This is a genomic window from Pedobacter anseongensis (assembly GCF_037482965.1).
Taxonomy (GTDB): domain Bacteria; phylum Bacteroidota; class Bacteroidia; order Sphingobacteriales; family Sphingobacteriaceae; genus Pedobacter; species Pedobacter anseongensis.
Genome location: NZ_JBBHKB010000001.1, coordinates 1,562,234 through 1,581,986 on the forward strand (window position 1 = coordinate 1,562,234; position 19,753 = coordinate 1,581,986).

Here is a 19,753-nt window from a genome sequence, read left to right on the forward strand (position 1 = left end):
ATTTTTAAAGGTCGGATTGTATTTCCATTATCGTTTAAAAATATTTTCTAATGAAAAATCTATATTATACTCTCTTTGCTTGGGCTTTTTTTGTGTCTGCTACAGTAAATGCACAAGAGCCTACCTATTTTGCTGCTTATCCATCGCTCACTCCTGATGCACAACAAATTGTGTTTACTTATGATGGAGATATTTGGAAAGTCCCAACGAAAGGGGGATTGGCTTCACGATTAACCGCCATGCCTGGCGATGAAATTAATGCAAAAGTATCGCCCGATGGCAAATGGTTAGCTTTTACGTCGAACCAGTTCGGTAATAATGATATATATATTATGGCCATGGCAGGTGGGGATATTAAACAGCTTACCTTTAACGATGGTACCGACGAAGTTGACAATTGGAGTTGGGATTCTAAAACCATCTATTTTACCTCTTCACGCTATAATTCTTCGTCAAGTTACAAAGTGGGCATTAATGGTGGTACTGCAGTTAGATTATTTGATAATTATTTTAATACTACTCATAATATTGTTGAGGCCCCAAATGGAGAATTGTTTTTTAGTGATACCTGGGAAAGTCGGAATGCAGCCAACCGTAAACATTATAAAGGTGCTTATAATCCAGATATTCAATCGTACAACCCTAAAACCAAAGCCTATAAACAGTACACCGATTTCATAGGTAAGGATTTCTGGACGACCATAGATCAAAAAGGAACGCTATATTTTGTGTCTGACGAAGGCAATGAAGAGTATAACCTATACACTTTTGAGAATGGAAAGAAAACGGCATTAACACGATTCGATACGTCGATTAAGCGCCCTTTTGTTGCTGCTGATGGAAGTACGATCGTATTTGAAAAGGACTATCAGTTATATACTTACGATGTGGCAAGTAAAAAAACACAAAAAGTAGATATTGGCACCAGTAGAAATCACCTTTTAAGTAAGGAACAGGAGTATGATGTTAAGGCAGCGATTTCTAGTTTCGATGCATCGCCTGACGGCAAAAAATTAGTGTTCATATCAAGAGGTGAGGTTTTTGTGAGCGATATTGAGGGGAAATTTATCCGTAAAGTAACTAACGCTGGCGAACGTGCCCTGGAAGTAAAATGGCTAGCAGACAACAAAACCATTCTTTTTAACCAAACGTTTAATGGCTATCAAAATTGGTATACCGTTACTGGTGACGGAAAAACTACCCCAAAACAGCTTACCAACGATAAGGCCAATAACCGAGACGTTAGCTTAAATAAAACTAAAACATTGGCTGTTTACCTTTCGGGAAGAGATGAACTTCGAGTGTTGGATTTAAAAACAATGGAAAGTAAATTGGTGGTTAAGGACGAGTTTTGGGCCATGCAAAATTCTTCACCAAGCTTCTCTCCGAACGACCAATATTTGCTATTTACAGCGATCAGAAACTTTGAACAAGATATTTTAGTGCACGATATAAAGGCTAACAAAACCATAAATTTAACCAATACTGGAGTAAGTGAAACGAGCCCAATTTGGTCGCCTGATGGAAAATACATTTATTTTACTAGCGATCGCATCAACCCATCTTATCCATCGGGAATGCAAAATGCGCATGTTTACCGTATGGCGTTAAATCATTACGACACTCCTTTTCGTTCTGAGAAGTTCGATGAGTTATTTAAGGAGGATAAACCTGCCACTCTTCCTGTAATTGATAAGAAATCTGCAGATACCGCTAAGAAACCTCAGGTTAAACCTACACCAAAACCGCCAGTGTTTATTGCCATTAATACACAGAAAATTTTAGACCGTATAGAGTTAATCAGTCCATCTTTTGGCAGTCAGAATTTAGCTAATGTTTATACCAAGGGTGAGAAAACCTATATTTTTTATTCGTCTACACATGAGGGGGCTAAGCCTTCTATGTATCGCACAGTGATCGAACCATTCGAAGCCAACAAAACAGAGAAAGTAGGAGAAGGAGGTTTCGAAATTGTTGAGGCGGGCACAAAATTCTTTACCTTAACGGGCGGGGTAATTAATAAATACAACCTCGAGACAAACAAGCTCGATAAAATTGACCATGGCTTTAAGTTTAATAAAAATTTGAACGCCGAGTTTAATCAGATGTTTTACGAAACCTGGGTAGGCTTGGATGAAAATTATTATGATGAAAAATTTCATGGCGTAGATTGGGAGAAAATGAAGGTACGCTACGCAGCTTACTTGCCGTATTTAAACAGCCGAGCTGATTTAAGAATACTGCTAAATGATATGTTAGGCGAGCTTAATTCATCGCACATGGGCTTTAACAGTGCAGGTGCAGAAGAACGCAAAAACTTTACATCGATCACTAACGAAACCGGGATTTTATTCGAAAATGAAAATCCCTACAACGTATTACGTATTGCAGAAAAAAGTAATGCGGCTTTAACAGGTAATAAAATTTTAAAAGGAGATGTGCTAACAGCCGTAAACGGGGTAAAAGTTGAGACTACTATGGATAGGGATTACTATTTCACCAAACCTTCGTTGGATAGGGAAATGGCCCTAACCTTTCTGCGAAATGGGAAAGAGGTAACTGTAAATGTACACCCCCAAAGCACAGGAGCGTTAAAGGGCAATCTATATGACGAATGGATTGCAAAAAATAGGGCTAATGTAGAACTATGGGGGAAAAATAGAATTGCCTATTCTTACATGAAAAATATGAGTGGAGGAGAATTGGAACGGTTTTTCTTGGATATGGTAGAGCAAGAAAATAATAAAGATGCCATTATCTTAGATTTGCGGTATAATACGGGCGGAAATGTTCATGATGCGGTATTAAAATTTTTAGCACAGAGACCCTATTTACAGTGGAAATATAGAGGTGGAAAATTAGCTCCGCAGAGTAATTTTGCCCCAGCCGTTAAACCAATTGTACTCTTAATTAACGAGCAATCGCTAAGCGATGCCGAGATGACTGCTGCCGGCTTTAAGCAATTAAAATTGGGAAAGATTATCGGCACGGAAAGCTATCGGTGGATTATTTTTACCTCGGCTAAGGGATTGGTTGATGGTTCTTCGTATCGTTTACCATCATGGGGATGTTATACTATGGATGGGCAAGACTTAGAAAAAGAAGGGGTGAAACCCGATATTTATGTGAAAAACACATTTTTAGATCGATTATCCGACAAAGATCCTCAGTTAGAAAAGTCCGTAGCAGAGATATTAAAAGATTTAAAGTAATGAGCAATCTATTAACCGACAGAAATTTTTGGGTAAAGTATTGGGAAAATAAAACAGACTTGTCGGTAGTTATACCTAAAGATTATTTATTTCATCGCCAGTTGTCAGATAGCGTACATAAAAATGGAGTAAAAACGGCGATAGAATTGGGAGGTTTCCCAGGGTATTATGCAGTGTTTTTAAAGAAGTATTTAAAGCTAGACGTTACGCTTTTAGATTATTTTGTACATCGGCCCATAACAGAAGAGCTGCTTAAAACGAATGGTTTGCCAAATGATGCCATTCAGATTATTGAAACGGATTTATTTAGCTTTGAAGCGGTGAATCAGTACGATTTGGTCTTATCATGCGGATTGATTGAACATTTTAATGATACTGTAGACATCATTAATCGACACATTGCGTTTGTAAAACCTGGCGGAACATTATTTATCACCTTACCAAACTTTAAAGCGGTAAATGGCTGGTTTCAACGAAAATTTGATAAGGATAATTATGATAAGCATAATATCAAGAGCATGGATCCAGCATTGCTGGCCAACATTTGTAAAGCGGCAGGGTTAGAGGTGGTGCAAGCCCGTTATTTTGGAAAATTCAGCATTTGGTTAGAAAATGAAAAAGAAAAATCTTTGGGCGTGCGCTTGCTGAAGAAAACGATGTGGTTAACTGGGAAAATATTTACCAAAGTTTTTGCGTTTGAATCGAAACAGTTATCGCCCTATATTATCTTAGAAGCGAAGAAACCTTAAGGCCTATGAGTTTAAACTGGGGCTATTCTCCAAAAACTGAAAAATATATTCCCTTGGGCGACTTCCCAATGGATCGGTATTTGATTATCGCCCGGCAAGCAGTCGAAAATTTGGGTTGGAATTTGAGCCACATTTCTGAGCGTGGTATTATTGCATATACCCCCATTTCGCTACAATCGTATAGTGAAGAAATTTCGGTCAGGATTGAAAATAATTTTGCCATTATTAAAAGCGAATGTGTAGGCATACAGATGCTATTTACCGATTACGGAAAAAATGCCCTCAACCTGCAGAAGTTTTTCGATGAGTTTGAATATGTAGAATTTCATTTGAAAGATGCTTGGGACGAGAGCTTAAGTAAGTTTCATGATTTTGTAGCTACGCAAGATCCTGATTATTTTGAGAAAGCGCCATTAACGGCAAAGAATAAGATCAAGAATATTTTTTACTTGTTTCTCCCTCAAAAAAATTATCTGGTTACACCAATACTCATTTTAGCAAATACTGCCTATTTCTTTATTTATACGTTTTTTGCCCGTTTAATTATTATTCTTTTTTTACGCTATTCGATTTCTTTAAGAGACTTTATCGTGAATACGGGCTATTATGTTGGCGCAAATAGTAGGGATTTAGTGATAAATGAACAACAGTATTGGCGATTATTTACGCACCAGTTTGTACATATTTCTATATTTCACCTTTTTTTTAACATGTATGCCTTAGCGTATATCGGTTTAATGCTAGAAAATAAGTTAGGGACAAAGAAATACGTAAGCACTTACATAATTAGTGGAATCTGTGGTGGAACGTTGAGCTTAGCCTATCACGAAAGTGGATTTATGGCGGGTGCATCGGGTGCAATTATGGGATTGTTTGGGGCATTTTTGGCATTACTACTGAGTAAAGCCTTTGAAAAAAATGCGACCAAAGCCTTATTAATTAGTACGGTAGCTGTGTTGGCGATTATGCTTATCAACGGTTCGCTCAAGCAAAGGGTAGACAACGCAGCTCATGTTGGGGGATTAATTTCGGGCTTTGTAATTGGTTATTTATTATATAATGAGAACCTGTGGAAATGGAATTTATCTCCTGTTGTGCGATATGCTTTGGCAAGTTGTTTAGCCCTCGTATTTACGATTACTGCACTCCAGTTTACACCTAGAATTCAAACAAAAGAATTTGTGGCATTAGAGAAAAGGTATAAAGATAATTGGAAAACTTTTGCTACCATTTACACACTTCCACGCGATATGGCAACAGGGAAGAAATTGCAAATTGTTCAAGAAAGAGGGATTGACTTATGGGCAAAGAACGAACGTTTAGTTAACCAGATGCTTGCACTAAAACTAACAAAAGAACAACGGGCCAAAGCAGAATTTCATGCTAAAGTGACGAAAATCGAATCGCGAATGGTTGAGCTTTTGTATAAAGAATGCGCCGAAAGTACGAAATACTATCGGCGCGAAATTAGGCAACTAACTAGGGAGTTGAATGATTTAAGGATAGAAACGGTGAAAGACTAACTACATTCTAACGCTGTTTTTGAATTTTATCGTGTTTTTGCCATTATTAATTAGCATTGCGGTCTTAGGGTTTTTTTGGTCATTTTCGAATTTAGCATTTGTCATTAAGTAGATTTCATTGTCAAGCTTACCATAATTAACGGCACGCTTTGTTAAATACCCCACACTCCAATGTGAAAAATCAGATGGCTTAAAATCATTTAATTTCGAGTTTTCAATTCTTTTCCCATCAATCCAAACCCCAAATCTTTTCGATTGCCAAGAGAAAAGTTGACCTTCAGAAGGGCTTTTTCGTGGTAAGGGGGCCAGTTTAATAAAACTTATTTTAGCACTTTCTTTTTGAGCTTCGCTCATTGCTATGAAAAGAGATTGTAATCGAGCTAACTCTTCTTTGTTTAATGTTAGTCCCTTAAATTTATTTCCTGGAGGACCAAAATATTTATCTACCAATTGCTTGTATTCTTTTTGCTCAGTCTTATTTAATCCTACTGATTTATCTTTTATAGAGGCTTTATTTAGTGTTTCTTGGGCTTCAATTTTTGTGCTAAACAGAAATAGAGCCAGTGCTAAAATAGGTAAGAGAAAAAGTTGTTTTCCTAAAGCAACTCTTAACGAATTTGTTTTGCTCATCATGGTTAATCTTTTTTTAATGGTTAAATAATTGAATTGGCTAGTGAGGGATAATCCACTTTGTATAGAGATATAATTAATCAATACCATTTGATAGGTGTTTAGGTCTTGATAATGAATTACACTTTCATCAGCCAAGTACTCGTGGTTAATTTGCATCGCTTTGCGATAGAAATAGAGGAGTGGATTAAACCATAAGAAAATTTGTAATAGTTCGATTAAAATCACATCAATGGAATGTTTTTGCTTTACATGTGCCAACTCGTGTTGTAAAATGGTTTCGTGAATGTTTTGATTTTCGTAGTCGGCCTCGTTTACAAAAATGTAATTCATAAAGCTATAGGCGGCACTTTCTTTAGTGTTCAATATTACTGTTGCACCTTGCCATGTTGTCTTTTTGCCGTTTTTGATTTTAATGGCTAGAGAAACCATGTTTTTAATAAATCGAACAAGTAGTAAAGCTGTAATACCAATGTAAGCGCAAAATAAAAAATAAGGAATGGACGATGGTTGCACTTCAGGTTGCGCAGCCAGCGCCATACTTAAACTTGGAGCAGGGGCTGTTACAGTAGGTTTAAAACTGTAAAAAGTTTCGATTGGGATTATTTTTGCATTGCTTTGGAAGGTAATTAATGGAATAATGAATGATAAGGCTAAACTAAATAAAAGATAAAATCTTTTAAACTGATTCATCCGTTCCTTCTCGAATAGCAATATATAGGCTAGAAAAAACAAACCTGAACAAAGAATAAATTTGGCCAAATACATCATTATGATTTTCCTTTTTTAATTTGTGCGTCTACAATTTTTTTTAGATCTTCTAATTCGGTTTGCGTTAACTTGGTGTTTTTGGCAAAGAATGACGCAAATTGCAATGCAGAATTGTCGAAATAAGCTTCAATCATCCCGTTTAAATGATTAGAAAAATAATCTTCTTTTTTAACTAAAGGAAAATAGGCGCGCGAGTTACCGTATATTTTATAACCTACAAACTTCTTATCCTGCATTCTTTTCAGTAAAGTAGATATCGTTGTTGCTGCAGGTTTTGGATCAGGATAGCTTTCTAAAATCTCCTTCATAAAGATTTTTTCGTTCTTCCAGATTAATTCCATCAATTGTTCTTCGGTTTTTGAAAGAGGTGTCATTCTATGTTTTTAGAGTTGATTCTACAAATGTAGAATAATAAATAAATAATGCAACTATTTTGAAAGAAATTTTAAAATTCCCGTTATTACGATGAGGAAAAAAGAAGCAATCTTAAAGCGAAATGAGGAAAGAGATTGCTTCGTACCTACCATTGACAATTCTACACTGCTTTCTTATAAAGCCCAACCTCACAAAGCGTGATGCACACCGGAGCGTTAAGTTTAATCCTCAATTTAGTTGTACTAATAGGCTGAGTTATTTTGATAAGTCTTTTGGCGCCTATACTTGCTCCAGCAGCAATGGCTTTCCATTGTTTATTCTCAAAGATCTCAATCGTGTAGCTGTTTATACGTTGCCCTAGCGGGATGTATTCTTGTAAGCTAACAATGTCGAAATTTACTGCTTCCTTAAATTCAAGTGTAATTGCTGCTTCCTTAATTTTATCGGACGTTGCCCAATAGGTTTTTTTATTTCGATCGATTAAAAAGCTAAGGTTAAAATTTTTACCACGACAATTTGTTGCGGAAATAATCGCTTTTTCGGCGATGTTGGTTTCAAAAGTACGCTTTACCCTATCGCCGAAAGTTTTTAACGAAGCAACATCATCATCATTTAGCAGCCCTTTTGTATTAGGTGCTAAGCCGAGGTCTAATCCCGCACCACGACCTACGCTTTTTAAATATAAATCGAAAAGCTGATCAGGCGTTTTAGGTTTTTCGTTCACATGAAAAAACCAACCGCTCCGTAAGGGAACATCGCATTCTGCAGGCATCCAGAATTTGCCATCTTTAATACCTTTCGGACTATCGGGATAATTAGATTGACCAGGAACGGCAACGTTTTTACCCTTTGGTGGCATTGGCGTAAAGGTTGCCCAGCTTGTATCGGCGGCATGCCCGTCTTCATTGCCTACCCAACGTATATCTAAACCCACATCGCTAAAAATACTGGCCATTGGTTGCATTTTACGGGTAATTTGCCATGTGTTGTTCCAATCGTAGTAGGTAGTATTATCTATCGATCGCTTTTCTTTTGCTCCGCCATAATAACCGTCACCACCATTTGCACCGTCGTGCCAGCTCATAAAAAGTTCACCATAATTGCTGTATAGTTCTTTAAGCTGCGCTTGATAGATGCTTAAATAATCGGCCGTTCCATATTTAGGATTATTTCTATCCCAAGGCGAACAATAAATGCCGAATTTTAGTCCGTATTTTCGTGCAGCAAGTTCCACTTCCTTCACCAAATCGCCCTTTCCTTGTCTAAATGGACTCTGCGAAATGTTATATGTGGTGGTTTTCGTAGGCCATAGTGCAAAACCATCGTGATGCTTAGCGACTAATACAATTCCTTTTAAGCCACCTGCTTTTGCGGCCTTCACTATTTGTTCTGCGTCAAAATTGATCGGATTAAAAATTTGTGGATTTGCATCACCATACCCCCATTCCTTATTTTCGAACGTGGTGGGTGTAAAGTGTACTAAACCGTACATTTCGATATCATGCCATGCCAATTGCCGTTTTTCTGGGACTGCGCCATAGGGCTTAGGGGGCGATTGGGCAAAGGTTCCAATGCCGATTACGTATAGCAGAAAATGAAAAATGAATTTCATAAAGATTTAGTTTGTCCACTAAATTTAACTATTATTTAGAGAAATATACTGCTAATTTCTCTTTTACAAAACGTTTAATTCTAGTCATCATATTGCCCTTTCTATTTTGTAAAAAAGTTTTAATGGCAGTATATGCATCTTTGTCTTCTCGTATCAGCGAGGGAAACTCTTTTATGGGCTTAGGGTTGATGATTACATTATAGATATCGTTTATACCCGAATGTACTCCAGTTCCATCATGTCCGATATTGTTAACTAGAGATTGAGAAGGATTTAGCGTTAAGCCTCCCTGAAGGAAAATGGATGCATACCAGCGTATTGCCCAGCTATTATTTTTTCCTTTTTTAAATTGGCGCATCTGGCGCCAAAAATTCATAGTGTGTTCAATCGAAAAGGCTGTTTTTTTTGGCTTGTCGAAAGCCTTCATTAAGGTATCAATGTTAGGTTCGAAATGCTTCCACGCTCTTTCCCATGTTGCCCAACCCCAACTGGTAGCTGCACGATAAAAAAAACTTTCAGGCAAATTCTGAGCAACTAAAGGATACATATACGCGCCGATATGCATTACTTTTTCTTCTGTACGATAGAGATTTAGGGCTTGGTTAAAATAAGTAAGCGTATAAGGAGAAGAAATTAAGTCGTCTTCAAAAACAATAATCTGTCCGTATGCCTCCGTTAACCTCGTTACCCCCTCAATTACCGAATTGGCGAGGCCCATATTTTCTTTTCGTTCAATTACCTCTACCGATTTAAATCCATCAATATTCTTGATAAAACGACGTACCTCTTGTACCTTTTCTTCGTCTGCAGCGACTTTTGGTCCATCAGAAAAAACAAATAATCTACTTTCTTGGGCCAATTCATTTTGTTGCAGAAATTTAACCGTTCGCTCTGTGTGCTGCGGACGGTTGTAAACAAAAAGGGCAATCGGGGCTAGATTTTGCATACTGGTTAGTGAACATCTCGCAGGCACCTGCGAGGTCTGATTTAAAATATGTGTAAATTCTGATCAGATTTCTTTGTTAAAACGGTGTAAGCATTAGCAAATTGCTCTTGTTTCTTTTTACCTAAAATATGCCCTAAACTGTTCTTAATAAGATATTCTAATTCAATCTTCAACTTTCTTGTAACCGTTTTAGGTGATTTTTTGTTTACAAACTCATTAAAAAAAATCACCTCTGGAGTAGTCATCGAAACCTTATCCGCTATTATTTCTAATCCTTCGCTTTTAAGTAGGAACCGTAAAGATGTAGGTGTATACATGTTAATGTGGCCATAATCTAGAAAATGCTTCATTCGGTTATCCACTCCAAAGCGGTAGTCTTTTGGTACTTCGATCACGATGTGTTTGGCTACTCGTTTTAATTCTCTGAGTAAAATGCGCTCGTGTTCTACGTGTTCTAACACATGCGCTAAAACAATAAGGTCAAAACTATCATCAGGATAGGGGATTTTATAGCCATCAAAAGTTTGTGCCTCTTTGAGTCTCGAAAGATTTCTATTTTTTATTAAATCTACTCCGCTCTGCGCAATTTCCAGGGCGTAAAGTTCTTCGCCAAATTTCCACTCGTTAAAGTAATGTAAGATACTGCCATCGCCAGCCCCCACTTCTAGTACTTTTTTAGGCTGAATAGTGTGGGATACCTCAACAATGTTCTTCGCTTTAAATTTAGCACCCAGCATTCGCCAAGCTGTATCATTATTGGTGTAAAAATCGTCGTAAGCTGTTTTTACTTCCTCGCTTAGCATGGTATTATTTTTTGCCATCAGAAACTATATATCTAAACAGTTATTCGCTTTGTAAAAAACCGAAGTTGCTTTTTCATAGAATAAACCTGGCGAGATGCCGGAGAAAGAAAGCTCCTTAAATCCTTTTTCTTTTAAAAAAAAACGCGCTTTATCGTAGTTCTTACGTTCAGAATCGTCTAAAACAATCACACCTTTTTCTGTTAATCCATCAATTCCATACTTGCAACAATTCACTCGATCTCTACCGTCTACAATAATAATGTCGAATTTTTCATTGAGCGAAGCAGATTTTTTGGCGTAATCTCCAGCCATATCTAATCGGCAAAAAATCATTTCTGCATTGCTCGCCTTTTCTTTTACGATCTTATGATACCATTCTTCATCATGCTCAACAGAAACTACTCTACGCACATTTTTTGCGTAAAATAAAGTAGAATTTCCCGATCCGTATTCGAAAATAGATAATTCCTTTGTTAATCGTGGCTTTATAAAATCGATAAATGAATAGGTTACCCAAGGGATCGGCTGTCCGCTACCATCTATAGCTTGTTGTTTATCGAATGCACTAAACCAACCAATGGAGTCGAGATAACCTTTATGGCCATGAGATAAAAGAGAAAAAAGCCTTTTTGGCTTGGCGATTAAGGTTGCTAGTGCTTTAAGTTTGCTCAACGTTTAACGAGTTTTTGAAATAATGAGACCAAAAATAATGATTTTAACATCATTATTCCTTGTGTACGTGTTTTGGGGATGAAAAGAATCAGAAAGGCGGAAACGAAACAAGCAGTTAATGTTGCAATTGATGCTCCTACGCCAGCGTACACAGGAATTAGCCATAAATTTAGTAACACATTAACAACTGCCCCTAAAGCCGTTCTATAGAATGAAATTTTAATATATCCTTCAGCAATAAGATATTGAGAACTGGCGCTACCCAAAAAAACAAATATGCCAGACCATATGTGGATCGAAAGCATAATTCCTGCCCCGTTAAATTTATCAGCGTATATGAGATGCGTAATATCATTAGCAAAAAAGCTAATGAAAATGGCCACTGGCAAGCTTATGTAAACCAATAAGTCATATAAATTTCCTAAACGTTTGTAGTATCTTTCTAAATCGGTCTTTCTGGCGTTAATAAGGGCTGGGAAAACAGAAGTTACAATGGCAACTGGGATAAAATACCATGCTTCACTTATATTTGCGGCTGCAGCATATATTCCAACAGCTTTGCTACCAACAGTTTTAAGCATAACAATATCTATTTTCATATAAATGGATACCATTACAGCTGACAGGATAAGCGGATAAGATTGTTTTAAAAGAGAGACAGCCCTTTTCTTGTTAAATGTCCATTTAGCCATGTTTCCAGCTTTTTGCTGATAAACGATAATTAATCCAATGGCTAAAATTAAGGCATCGAAGAAAAGTGAGAGTACAATGTAGAGCAAAGGAAGCTTAAGTAAAAGAATCCCTATTTTAATAACTGCAGATATTATTAAACAAATATTCTGTACATGAACTACATATTTCGATTGTACCTGCGATTGGAAGTAAGCGTCGATAACATTAAACGATTTAAAGAGCGAAGTAAAAGCAAGTAATGCAACTAAAAAGGTAAGGCTTGTTCCCGGTTGTGCTGAAAAATGATGGTTAATTATATATACCAAGAGTGTAATTGGTATAAGTATAGTATTTGTACCTAGGCGTAGCCATAGCGATGTGCCCAGAATTTCATCCTTTTTTAAAGGGTCATGAATAATTTCTCGAATAATAAACGTATCGAGACCTAATGCCCCTATTGCTCCAGTTATGGCAACTAAAGCTACGGCAAAACTCAAATCACCAAATGAAGCAGGTCCTAAATATTTTGCGATTGCTAAGTTTACGAGTAAGCTTAGCATTTTTCCGAACATCAACCAACCCGTATTCTTCAAATACTTGTTAAATGCTTCTTCGTCAAAACCTTTAATGCTGGGGAACTTCATCGTTGCAAAGATGGAAAAAAAATGTAGCTAAATATAACGGCTCATCCGATGAACAGAAAGCTTAGACGAAACTGTTCTCTATCCTCTTTAATTGCTTTAAGTGGTGATTAAGGTGAATTTCAATAAATCGCAGCCATTGCCTTGCATTTAGAAATCCCAAACGAGGATGCGCTACTTTAATAGATGGATTCGATTTTCCCAATTGAGGAGTGATTTTTGCCAGTTGAAGGCCGAAGTCGTCTATAAATTGTTCAGCCGTTGCAAAATCTATCTTTTTTACCCTTTCTGCCAACCTTTTTGGTACTTTATAACGCTTCCCAGGCGGCAACATACCAAAAAATAAGATTGCTTTTGCCCCAAAAGTCGTCTTTTCATTCGCACCCCCTCCATCTATGCACTTTTGAACGGCCTGCAAAGAAAGCAAGCTTGAATCAAAAATATGCGAATATACTTCGCTGTAAGACCATCCACCATTTGAAGGTGTTGCTGTGAATACATCATCGCCTACTGATGCCAATATTCTTTCGTATGCATCAACTGTTTTGCCGATGGAGTGAAGTACTTTTCCTGTGCTCATACTTAAAAATGGTCTAATAATTCATTTAAATGATTGATTTGCCACTTAACATCCCCAGGTTGAGGAATATTTAAAGGATTAAAAAAGATAGCGGGAATCCCAAAATCTTGAGCCCCACGGATGTCGGCCTCCACACTATCACCAATCATAATGCTCTCCTCCTTTTTCGCGCCCGCTTTATCCAAAGCATATTTAAAAATGGTTGGATTGGGTTTGTTAACGCCCACATCTTCAGAAATTATCACCTGCGTAAAATAGGGATTCAGCCCTGATACCCTCATTTTTGTTAGCGTAGTTTCTTTAAACCCATTCGAAATTATATGAAGTGCATATTTTTGTTGTAAATAAGCTAAAACGGGCTGTGCACCATCAAATAAATTGGTTTTCGTTGGACTCGTATTCACATAATCTTCTTCAAATTGATGTGGTACCAAATGGGGTTTTACACCCATTTCTAAAAAGGTTTTTCTAAATCGTTCAGCCCGCAAAGTTTCCTTGTCAATCTCCCCTAAATGGTATTTTGCCCACAATCGATGATTGTTTTCGGTATATCTTTCGATAAATTCATCGGCAGATTGAAGTCCTAATTCTCTTAGTTGATGTACTTCATATAATTCTAGAAGCGTCTCTTTTGCATTACGGTCAAAATCCCAAATGGTATGGTCGAGGTCGAAGAAAATATGTTTTATATGTTGCAAGGTTGGAAAGTTTTAAGGTTTCAATGTTTTAAAGTTGAAATGTTTTGGAAGCAGCCTATCCGACAAACTCTGTGTGCTCAGTGTAAAACTCATTTTTATCTCTGTGGTAAGCGCTAAACTTTAATTCCAAATGCCAAATCGCCAGCATCGCCCAAACCCGGTACAATGTACGATTTGCTAGTCATCTCCTCATCAATTGCCCCTAACCATAAATCGGCTTTAGGAAGATTTGCAAGAACGTGTTTAACGCCTTCGCTGCTCGCAATAGCAGCAACAATATGTAGTTTTTTAATTCTATAACGATTGATTAATTCTCTGGCACAAAGCACCATACTCAGTCCCGTAGCCAACATTGGGTCGGCCAAAATAACCGTTTTGTCTTCTAAATCTGGTGCCGAAATGTGCTCCATCTGGATAATAAAATCACCACTTTTTTTTGTTTTCCGATAGGCCGTGATAAATGCACAATCGGCGCGATCAAAAACACTTAAAAAGCCTTCTTGCATGGGTAATCCTGCCCTTAAAATTGTAGCTAAAACAGGTTGTTCAGCTAAAACACTACTTTTTGCTATGCCAAGAGGTGTTTGTGTATCTACTTCAACATAGCTAAGTGTTTTACTTATTTCGTAGGCAAAAAATGCACCTAAGCGACCTAAGTTTTTACGAAAACGCATCGAATCTTTCTGGATGCTTTCGTCCCTAAGCTCGGCGATAAACGTATTAGCAATAGAATTTGTTTTGCTTAGATTAAAAATCATGTAGTAAATATAGGAAATTTTATAGATGTGAGATTTGCGTATTGCGTATTGAGACTGGGCGCACAGTACTAAGATAAACAGAATCTAAGACGTTGAAAAAAAACTTATTGCATCTTTGGCGGCGGCGGTACCACCACTTTATTTGTCTTAATTTTAGAAAAGCGATAGATTAAGCTTAACATCACATTACTAGAGTTATTCGTACTATAACTTTGAGAAATAAAATTGTTACCCTGATTAATTGTACTGTAATTTCTTTTCCCAAATGGGTCATTTGTGCTTACTCTGGCTGTTACCTTATTTTTAAAGAAATTTTTTCTTGCAGCGAAACTGCTGTTAATTGAACCTTTGCTTCGTCCCTGCGAATTTGGACTGTTTGCATAATTTACATTCGATTCGAAAGCTGTTTTATAAGGTAATTGCATCGAAAGCCCAAATACGGCACTAAAACCTAAACCATCTCTATTTAAAGAGGAATTTAATAACGATTTATAGGTAGATTGGTAAATTCTAAAGCTTGCATTGGTGGTTATTTTGTTAGTTGGCCTAAAATTTCCATTCAGCATTAGCGAAAACGACGAATTTGAACCCACATTCTCAAAAGTGCTTTCTGAAACGCCATTTTTGCTCACGATGCGATAACGTTCAATTACTCCAGAGCTCCTCGAATACGAAATTCGTGGTGTAAATGACCATTTCTTTCCGAATGCACCGAAACTAAAATCCATTTGATGCGTGTAGGCTGGCGTTAAATTTGGATTTCCGTAAGAAATATTTAAGGTGTCTGAATTATTTACTTGAGGATTAAGCGCATTTTCTCTGGGTCTATTTACCCTCACACTATAGGTTGCACCGAAATTATAACGTTTTTTAAAAAATCGACTCAGCGAAAGGTTGGGGAATAAACTGATATAGGGATCCACATTATAGCCTATTCCGGTAGAAAGATCGAAATTAACGTTAGTTAACTCCGCTCTTAATCCCCCTTTTAATCCCCATCCATTTTTCCGATAATTATAAGCGGTATAAGCTCCGAGAATATTCTCATTGTAAAAGAATTTATTCGTTAGTTTCTTATCCGTTAAGTACTGTTGAGCAGGGAAATTAAAATTCTCGACCAGTAAATCGTTATCATTTTTACGGTAATTATAGGCTACTCCAAATTCGAAGCGATCTCGTTTTTTAAATACGGGCTTATCATAGTCGAGGTTAAAAGTGAGGCCATTATTTCCAATCTCGTTGCTGTTTTGTTGTAAAGTTGGACTTAAATTAGCTGGGAAAGCATACGCTCTACTAAATGTTCGATAGCTATTATTCGAGTTGGTGTTAAGCGTAAGCCCCATCGTTAATGTGCCTCCGCTAGTATCAATTTTTAAATTATAATCGGCATTAAAAACTACGTTATTACTGTTTCCATCACCTAAATTTTGTTGATTACGCAGGCGGACCTCTTTGAGCTCTTCATTGATATAATAAAAGTCATTTCCAGAACGATTGTCATTCCTGCTTACATTGTAATTGGTAGACAGACGTAAACTCTGTTGTGGAGTGATGTCCCAATCAAAACCCAGTCTAACATTCCCACCATTGCCTAGATTGCGGTTATTGTTAAATTGATTATAATAAAACGTAGTATCGGGGAATAAATTTGTTCGATAACTCTCACTATTGCTTAAGCCAATATTTTTTCGATAAGCTGCACCACCGCTAAAGGTATAATTTTTGCCTTTGTAAGATGCATTTGCATTTGCATTGGCATTTCCTTGTAAACCTGCAGTAGCCGCCAAATTACCATTAAAACCAACCTTGAAGTCTTTTCTAAGCACAATATTCAGAATTCCTTCGCCATCGCCCGAATACTTAGAAGGTGGGTTGGTCATTACCTCTATTTTATCAATAGCATCAGAGGGTAAAACATTCAATAAATCCGATATGTTCGATGTCATGTATTCAGAAGGCTTTCCATTAATGAAGATGCGAGTGCTTCTCTTTCCTGCAATGGTTGCATTTCCGTCAATATCAACCTGAACCATAGGTACATTTTTTAATACATCTGTGGCAGTACTTCCTTCGGCTAGAATAGATGAGCCAACATTATACGTAATTACATCGGCACCAAATTCTACTACTGGTTTTTGGGCAGTTATCGTTACTTCGGCTAGGCTGCTCGATTCGGCACTGAGTTTTAGATTGCCTAAATTTTTATCAAAGTCTTTTTCCGTGATGATGATATCATTTACAAAAAAATTGGTAAAGCCCACATAACTTACCTTAATTTTGTACGTTCCAGATTTTAGATTAATAAATTTGAAATATCCGTTTTCGTCCGTTTGAGTGGTGAAAAGCGCTTGTTCAATGGTAGATTGGTAAACTGCTACTCCCGCAAAAGGAATGGGGAGTGCTCCAATTTCTTCGACAACTTTACCGCGAATAACACCGTTTTCGGCGAACTTAACGCCCGAAGCAGAACTATTTAAGGTAATTAGACTTAAAACAAAAAGGGCTAAAAAAATTCGTATATATTTTATCAAAGTTCAGCTAAGATAATAAATAATTTAAAAAGATTCTTCATCTGGCCTGCCATTTTGATCCTCTTGTTTCTTCGTTTTCTTAAATCCGAATGCCGTTTTGCCAAAACGATACGAGTATGTTAAATTAGCCATAGTGCCTTGCATTTGCCTACTAAAATCAATAATCGAAGTGCGGCCCAGTGTAGTCATGCTCCATTTTCTGGTGCCAAAAACATCTCTAATGTTTAAGCTTAAACTCGATTTTTTATCTTTAAAATCATACTTGCCGCCCGCATCTAAACCGTACATAGCGTTTCGTTTACCCTGTGCCATTACTTCAGCGGCACGGTAATCCGCCTTAACCTGTAAACTAATGCCTAAAGGTAGCGTGAAATTATTGGTTAAGTTTGCATTCCAACTAAAGCCCGAATTCTCTACAATTCCAAATGCTGGTACACCCACAATCTTACTTTGATAAAGATTTACGTTGGCTGTAAAATTCCATTTTTTAATCAAGTCAAACTTCCCTATCAACTCTAAACCGCTCGAAATGTTTCGTGTTAAGTTTTGAGGGGTAACAATGGTAATCCCATTCACATCGGGTTCTGTTCTAATTCTTTGAATTACGTCGTTAGTTTGACGCATGTAAGCAGATGAAACCACTGAGAAACTCTTCCAAAAACGGCTATAGCTTAACTCAAAGGCATGTACATCTTCGGGTTGTAGATTTGGATTTCCTCGACGATAATTTAGGGGGTCTGAAACGTCTAAAAACGGATTGGTATCCCAACCCCGGGGTCTATTTACGCGGCGACTATAGCTTAACTGCACTTGTTGCTCGTCGCTAATCTTTTGTGTTAGGAATATACTTGGATAAATACGTGTATAGGCAACTTTTCCTGGGGTGTAGGCTATGTTCGAATTAATGTTATAAGCACCCATACGTGTATCGAGTTTAGCATCTTCTATTCTAAAGCCAACTTGGTAGCCAAATTTTTTAACTTGATTTTGATAGTTAATATAGGCGGCGTGTACTTGATCTTTATTGTTAAAATCGTTGCTAAGGGCGTAGTTAAAGTCGTATTCGCCATTAACAGGACTTAATTGCTCGGCATAAGTAGAACTCTCAGACATTTTGATTTGGCTTCGATAGCCTCCTTCTAATTTTCCAAATTCGCCCAACGGTCTAGTATAATCGAATTGAATATTGTAGTTTCTATTGAAGTTACCTCGATCGGTACGCTGTATGTCTACATTATGGGTCGTACTGCCTTGTGTGTTGTAAATAGTAGTATTGTAAATCTGATAATTGTCATTCGTGCCTTCAGCATACGCTAGATTTGCCGTAAGCTCTTCTTTTGGGTTTTTAAATTTTTGAGAAAAATCTAAGCCTAAATCGTAACTATTTCTATTTTGCTGTTCGTTGTTATTTCTGTTACTCAACGAAAATGGATTTCGATCAGCGTAAAGTTGATTGATATTTAAGATTTCATTTTCGTTGCCAGTGCCAATATTTAATCCTGTTGAAAAACTGATCACACTTTTTTCTGCCACATAATAATCAATTCCAGCCTTAAGGTTATGGCCTTTGTTTAAATCAACAGAGTTATTTCTTTGTTCGCCAAAGGCCAGTGAGGTAGGCGAAGGATTTAAGTATTCGATGTTGTTAAATCCACCTCCAATTCGGTTGCCATACCGATAACTATAATTGCCATACAGGTTTATTTTTTTATTCTGAAAACTTAAGCTTGTATTTCCGTTATAATTGTCGCGATTTCCGGCCGTTAGTGCTAATGAGCCATTAAAACCAAGTTTTTTATTTCTCTTTAGTACAATGTTAATGATACCCGATTGCCCTTCGGCATCGTATTTAGCCGATGGGTTGGTAATCAATTCTACGCTTTCGATCGAACTTGCAGGGATAGATTGAAGGATTTGCGCAATATTTCCGCCCGCAATTAAAGATGGTTTTCCATCAATTAAAACTTTTACCCCCGATGATCCACGTAAACTTACATTCCCATCGATATCGGTTTGTACCGACGGCACATTTTGAAGCAAATCTGAAGCAGAACCGCCCTCGCTTACCAAACTTTGGTCGACTGAGAATATTTTTTTATCAATGCCCATCTGCATGGTAGCTTTAGGGGCTTTAATTTCTACTTCACTTAAAATATTTCCTTTGGCGAATTTCATTTTTATGTTGCCAAAATTAACTTCCTTAACGGCATCACTTATAGAAACTGAATCCCTAACCATAGTTTGGAAACCGACATAGCTTGCTTTAAACGTAAAAACGCCTTTTGGTAGGTTAATTAATGTAAATGTTCCTTCAACGTCGGCCTTTGCAACTTTTACAATTGCTTTCGTTTTTTTGTCTAATAAAATTGCCGAAGCATAAGGAATTCCTTCATTATTTTGTGCATCAACAATTTTTCCAGTGATTTTGCCAACACCTGTAGTGTTCTGTGCCGAAAGTTTTACAGTTGCGATACAAATGGTAAATATTAATAATAGAACTTTGTGTGTAATTGGTCTCATTTAATCTGATTTCGATTTGTTTTTAAGGAAGACAAAGGTCGGCGTTAAGGGTTTAAAAAA

15 protein-coding genes are annotated in these 19,753 nt (G+C 37.1%); 3 read left to right on the top strand and 12 right to left on the bottom strand.

All coding sequences use genetic code 11. The features are described 5' to 3' along the window. The first annotated feature begins 50 nt into the window (after positions 1 to 50). From WG904_RS06985 to WG904_RS06995, 3 genes are read left to right on the top strand one after another with little or no spacing between them, the layout of a single operon-like run. Positions 51 to 3,212 (top strand): S41 family peptidase, encoded by a 3,162-nt coding sequence (locus WG904_RS06985; protein WP_339578577.1) that lies wholly within the window; start codon positions 51 to 53, stop codon positions 3,210 to 3,212. Continuing rightward, the gene (locus WG904_RS06990) at positions 3,212 to 3,961 is read left to right on the top strand and encodes a class I SAM-dependent methyltransferase (protein WP_339578578.1); all 750 of its coding nucleotides are present in this window, start codon (positions 3,212 to 3,214) and stop codon (positions 3,959 to 3,961) included. The genes WG904_RS06985 and WG904_RS06990 overlap by 1 nt, the downstream gene beginning before the upstream one ends. 5 nt (positions 3,962 to 3,966) lie before the next feature. Continuing rightward, the gene (locus tag WG904_RS06995) at positions 3,967 to 5,484 is read left to right on the top strand and encodes a rhomboid family intramembrane serine protease (protein WP_339578579.1); all 1,518 of its coding nucleotides are present in this window, start codon (positions 3,967 to 3,969) and stop codon (positions 5,482 to 5,484) included. Here WG904_RS06995 and WG904_RS07000 read toward each other — a convergent pair whose 3' ends face one another. The 12 genes from WG904_RS07000 to WG904_RS07055 all read right to left on the bottom strand — a co-directional run bounded on the left by WG904_RS07000 (position 5,485) and on the right by WG904_RS07055 (position 19,693). Continuing rightward, positions 5,485 to 6,807: a M56 family metallopeptidase gene (locus WG904_RS07000; RefSeq protein ID WP_339578580.1), complete on the bottom strand. Its 1,323-nt coding sequence runs from the start codon at positions 6,805 to 6,807 to the stop codon at positions 5,485 to 5,487. It abuts the gene before it with no gap. 77 nt (positions 6,808 to 6,884) lie between these two features. Beyond that, on the bottom strand, positions 6,885 to 7,259 hold the full coding sequence (locus WG904_RS07005) for a BlaI/MecI/CopY family transcriptional regulator (protein WP_339578581.1): 375 nt from the start codon (positions 7,257 to 7,259) through the stop codon (positions 6,885 to 6,887). Positions 7,260 to 7,420: 161 nt separating this feature from the next. Then, positions 7,421 to 8,872 (bottom strand): alpha-L-fucosidase, encoded by a 1,452-nt coding sequence (locus WG904_RS07010; protein ID WP_339578582.1) that lies wholly within the window; start codon positions 8,870 to 8,872, stop codon positions 7,421 to 7,423. Positions 8,873 to 8,903: 31 nt separating this feature from the next. Beyond that, positions 8,904 to 9,818: a glycosyltransferase family protein gene (locus WG904_RS07015; protein WP_339578583.1), complete on the bottom strand. Its 915-nt coding sequence runs from the start codon at positions 9,816 to 9,818 to the stop codon at positions 8,904 to 8,906. Between the two features lie 41 nt (positions 9,819 to 9,859). Then, complete coding sequence (locus tag WG904_RS07020; RefSeq protein ID WP_339578584.1) at positions 9,860 to 10,639, bottom strand: class I SAM-dependent methyltransferase; 780 nt, start codon at positions 10,637 to 10,639, stop codon at positions 9,860 to 9,862. Between the two features lie 6 nt (positions 10,640 to 10,645). Beyond that, on the bottom strand, positions 10,646 to 11,293 hold the full coding sequence (locus tag WG904_RS07025; protein WP_339578585.1) for a class I SAM-dependent methyltransferase: 648 nt from the start codon (positions 11,291 to 11,293) through the stop codon (positions 10,646 to 10,648). Continuing rightward, complete coding sequence (locus WG904_RS07030; protein ID WP_339578586.1) at positions 11,290 to 12,609, bottom strand: flippase; 1,320 nt, start codon at positions 12,607 to 12,609, stop codon at positions 11,290 to 11,292. The genes WG904_RS07025 and WG904_RS07030 overlap by 4 nt, the downstream gene beginning before the upstream one ends. Positions 12,610 to 12,670: 61 nt before the next feature. Continuing rightward, the gene (locus WG904_RS07035) at positions 12,671 to 13,186 is read right to left on the bottom strand and encodes a DinB family protein (protein ID WP_339578587.1); all 516 of its coding nucleotides are present in this window, start codon (positions 13,184 to 13,186) and stop codon (positions 12,671 to 12,673) included. 2 nt (positions 13,187 to 13,188) lie between these two features. Beyond that, positions 13,189 to 13,884 carry a YjjG family noncanonical pyrimidine nucleotidase gene (locus WG904_RS07040; protein WP_339578588.1) on the bottom strand — a complete coding sequence of 232 codons (696 nt, stop codon included), beginning with the start codon at positions 13,882 to 13,884 and terminating at the stop codon, positions 13,189 to 13,191. Between the two features lie 113 nt (positions 13,885 to 13,997). Continuing rightward, entirely contained in the window at positions 13,998 to 14,642 is a 645-nt protein-coding gene (gene upp, locus WG904_RS07045; RefSeq protein ID WP_339578589.1) for a uracil phosphoribosyltransferase, read from the bottom strand. A 104-nt stretch (positions 14,643 to 14,746) separates the two neighbouring features. Beyond that, positions 14,747 to 17,173 (bottom strand): TonB-dependent receptor, encoded by a 2,427-nt coding sequence (locus tag WG904_RS07050; RefSeq protein WP_339578590.1) that lies wholly within the window; start codon positions 17,171 to 17,173, stop codon positions 14,747 to 14,749. 24 nt (positions 17,174 to 17,197) lie between these two features. Further along, entirely contained in the window at positions 17,198 to 19,693 is a 2,496-nt protein-coding gene (locus WG904_RS07055) for a TonB-dependent receptor (RefSeq protein WP_339578591.1), read from the bottom strand. Positions 19,694 to 19,753: the final 60 nt, after the last annotated feature.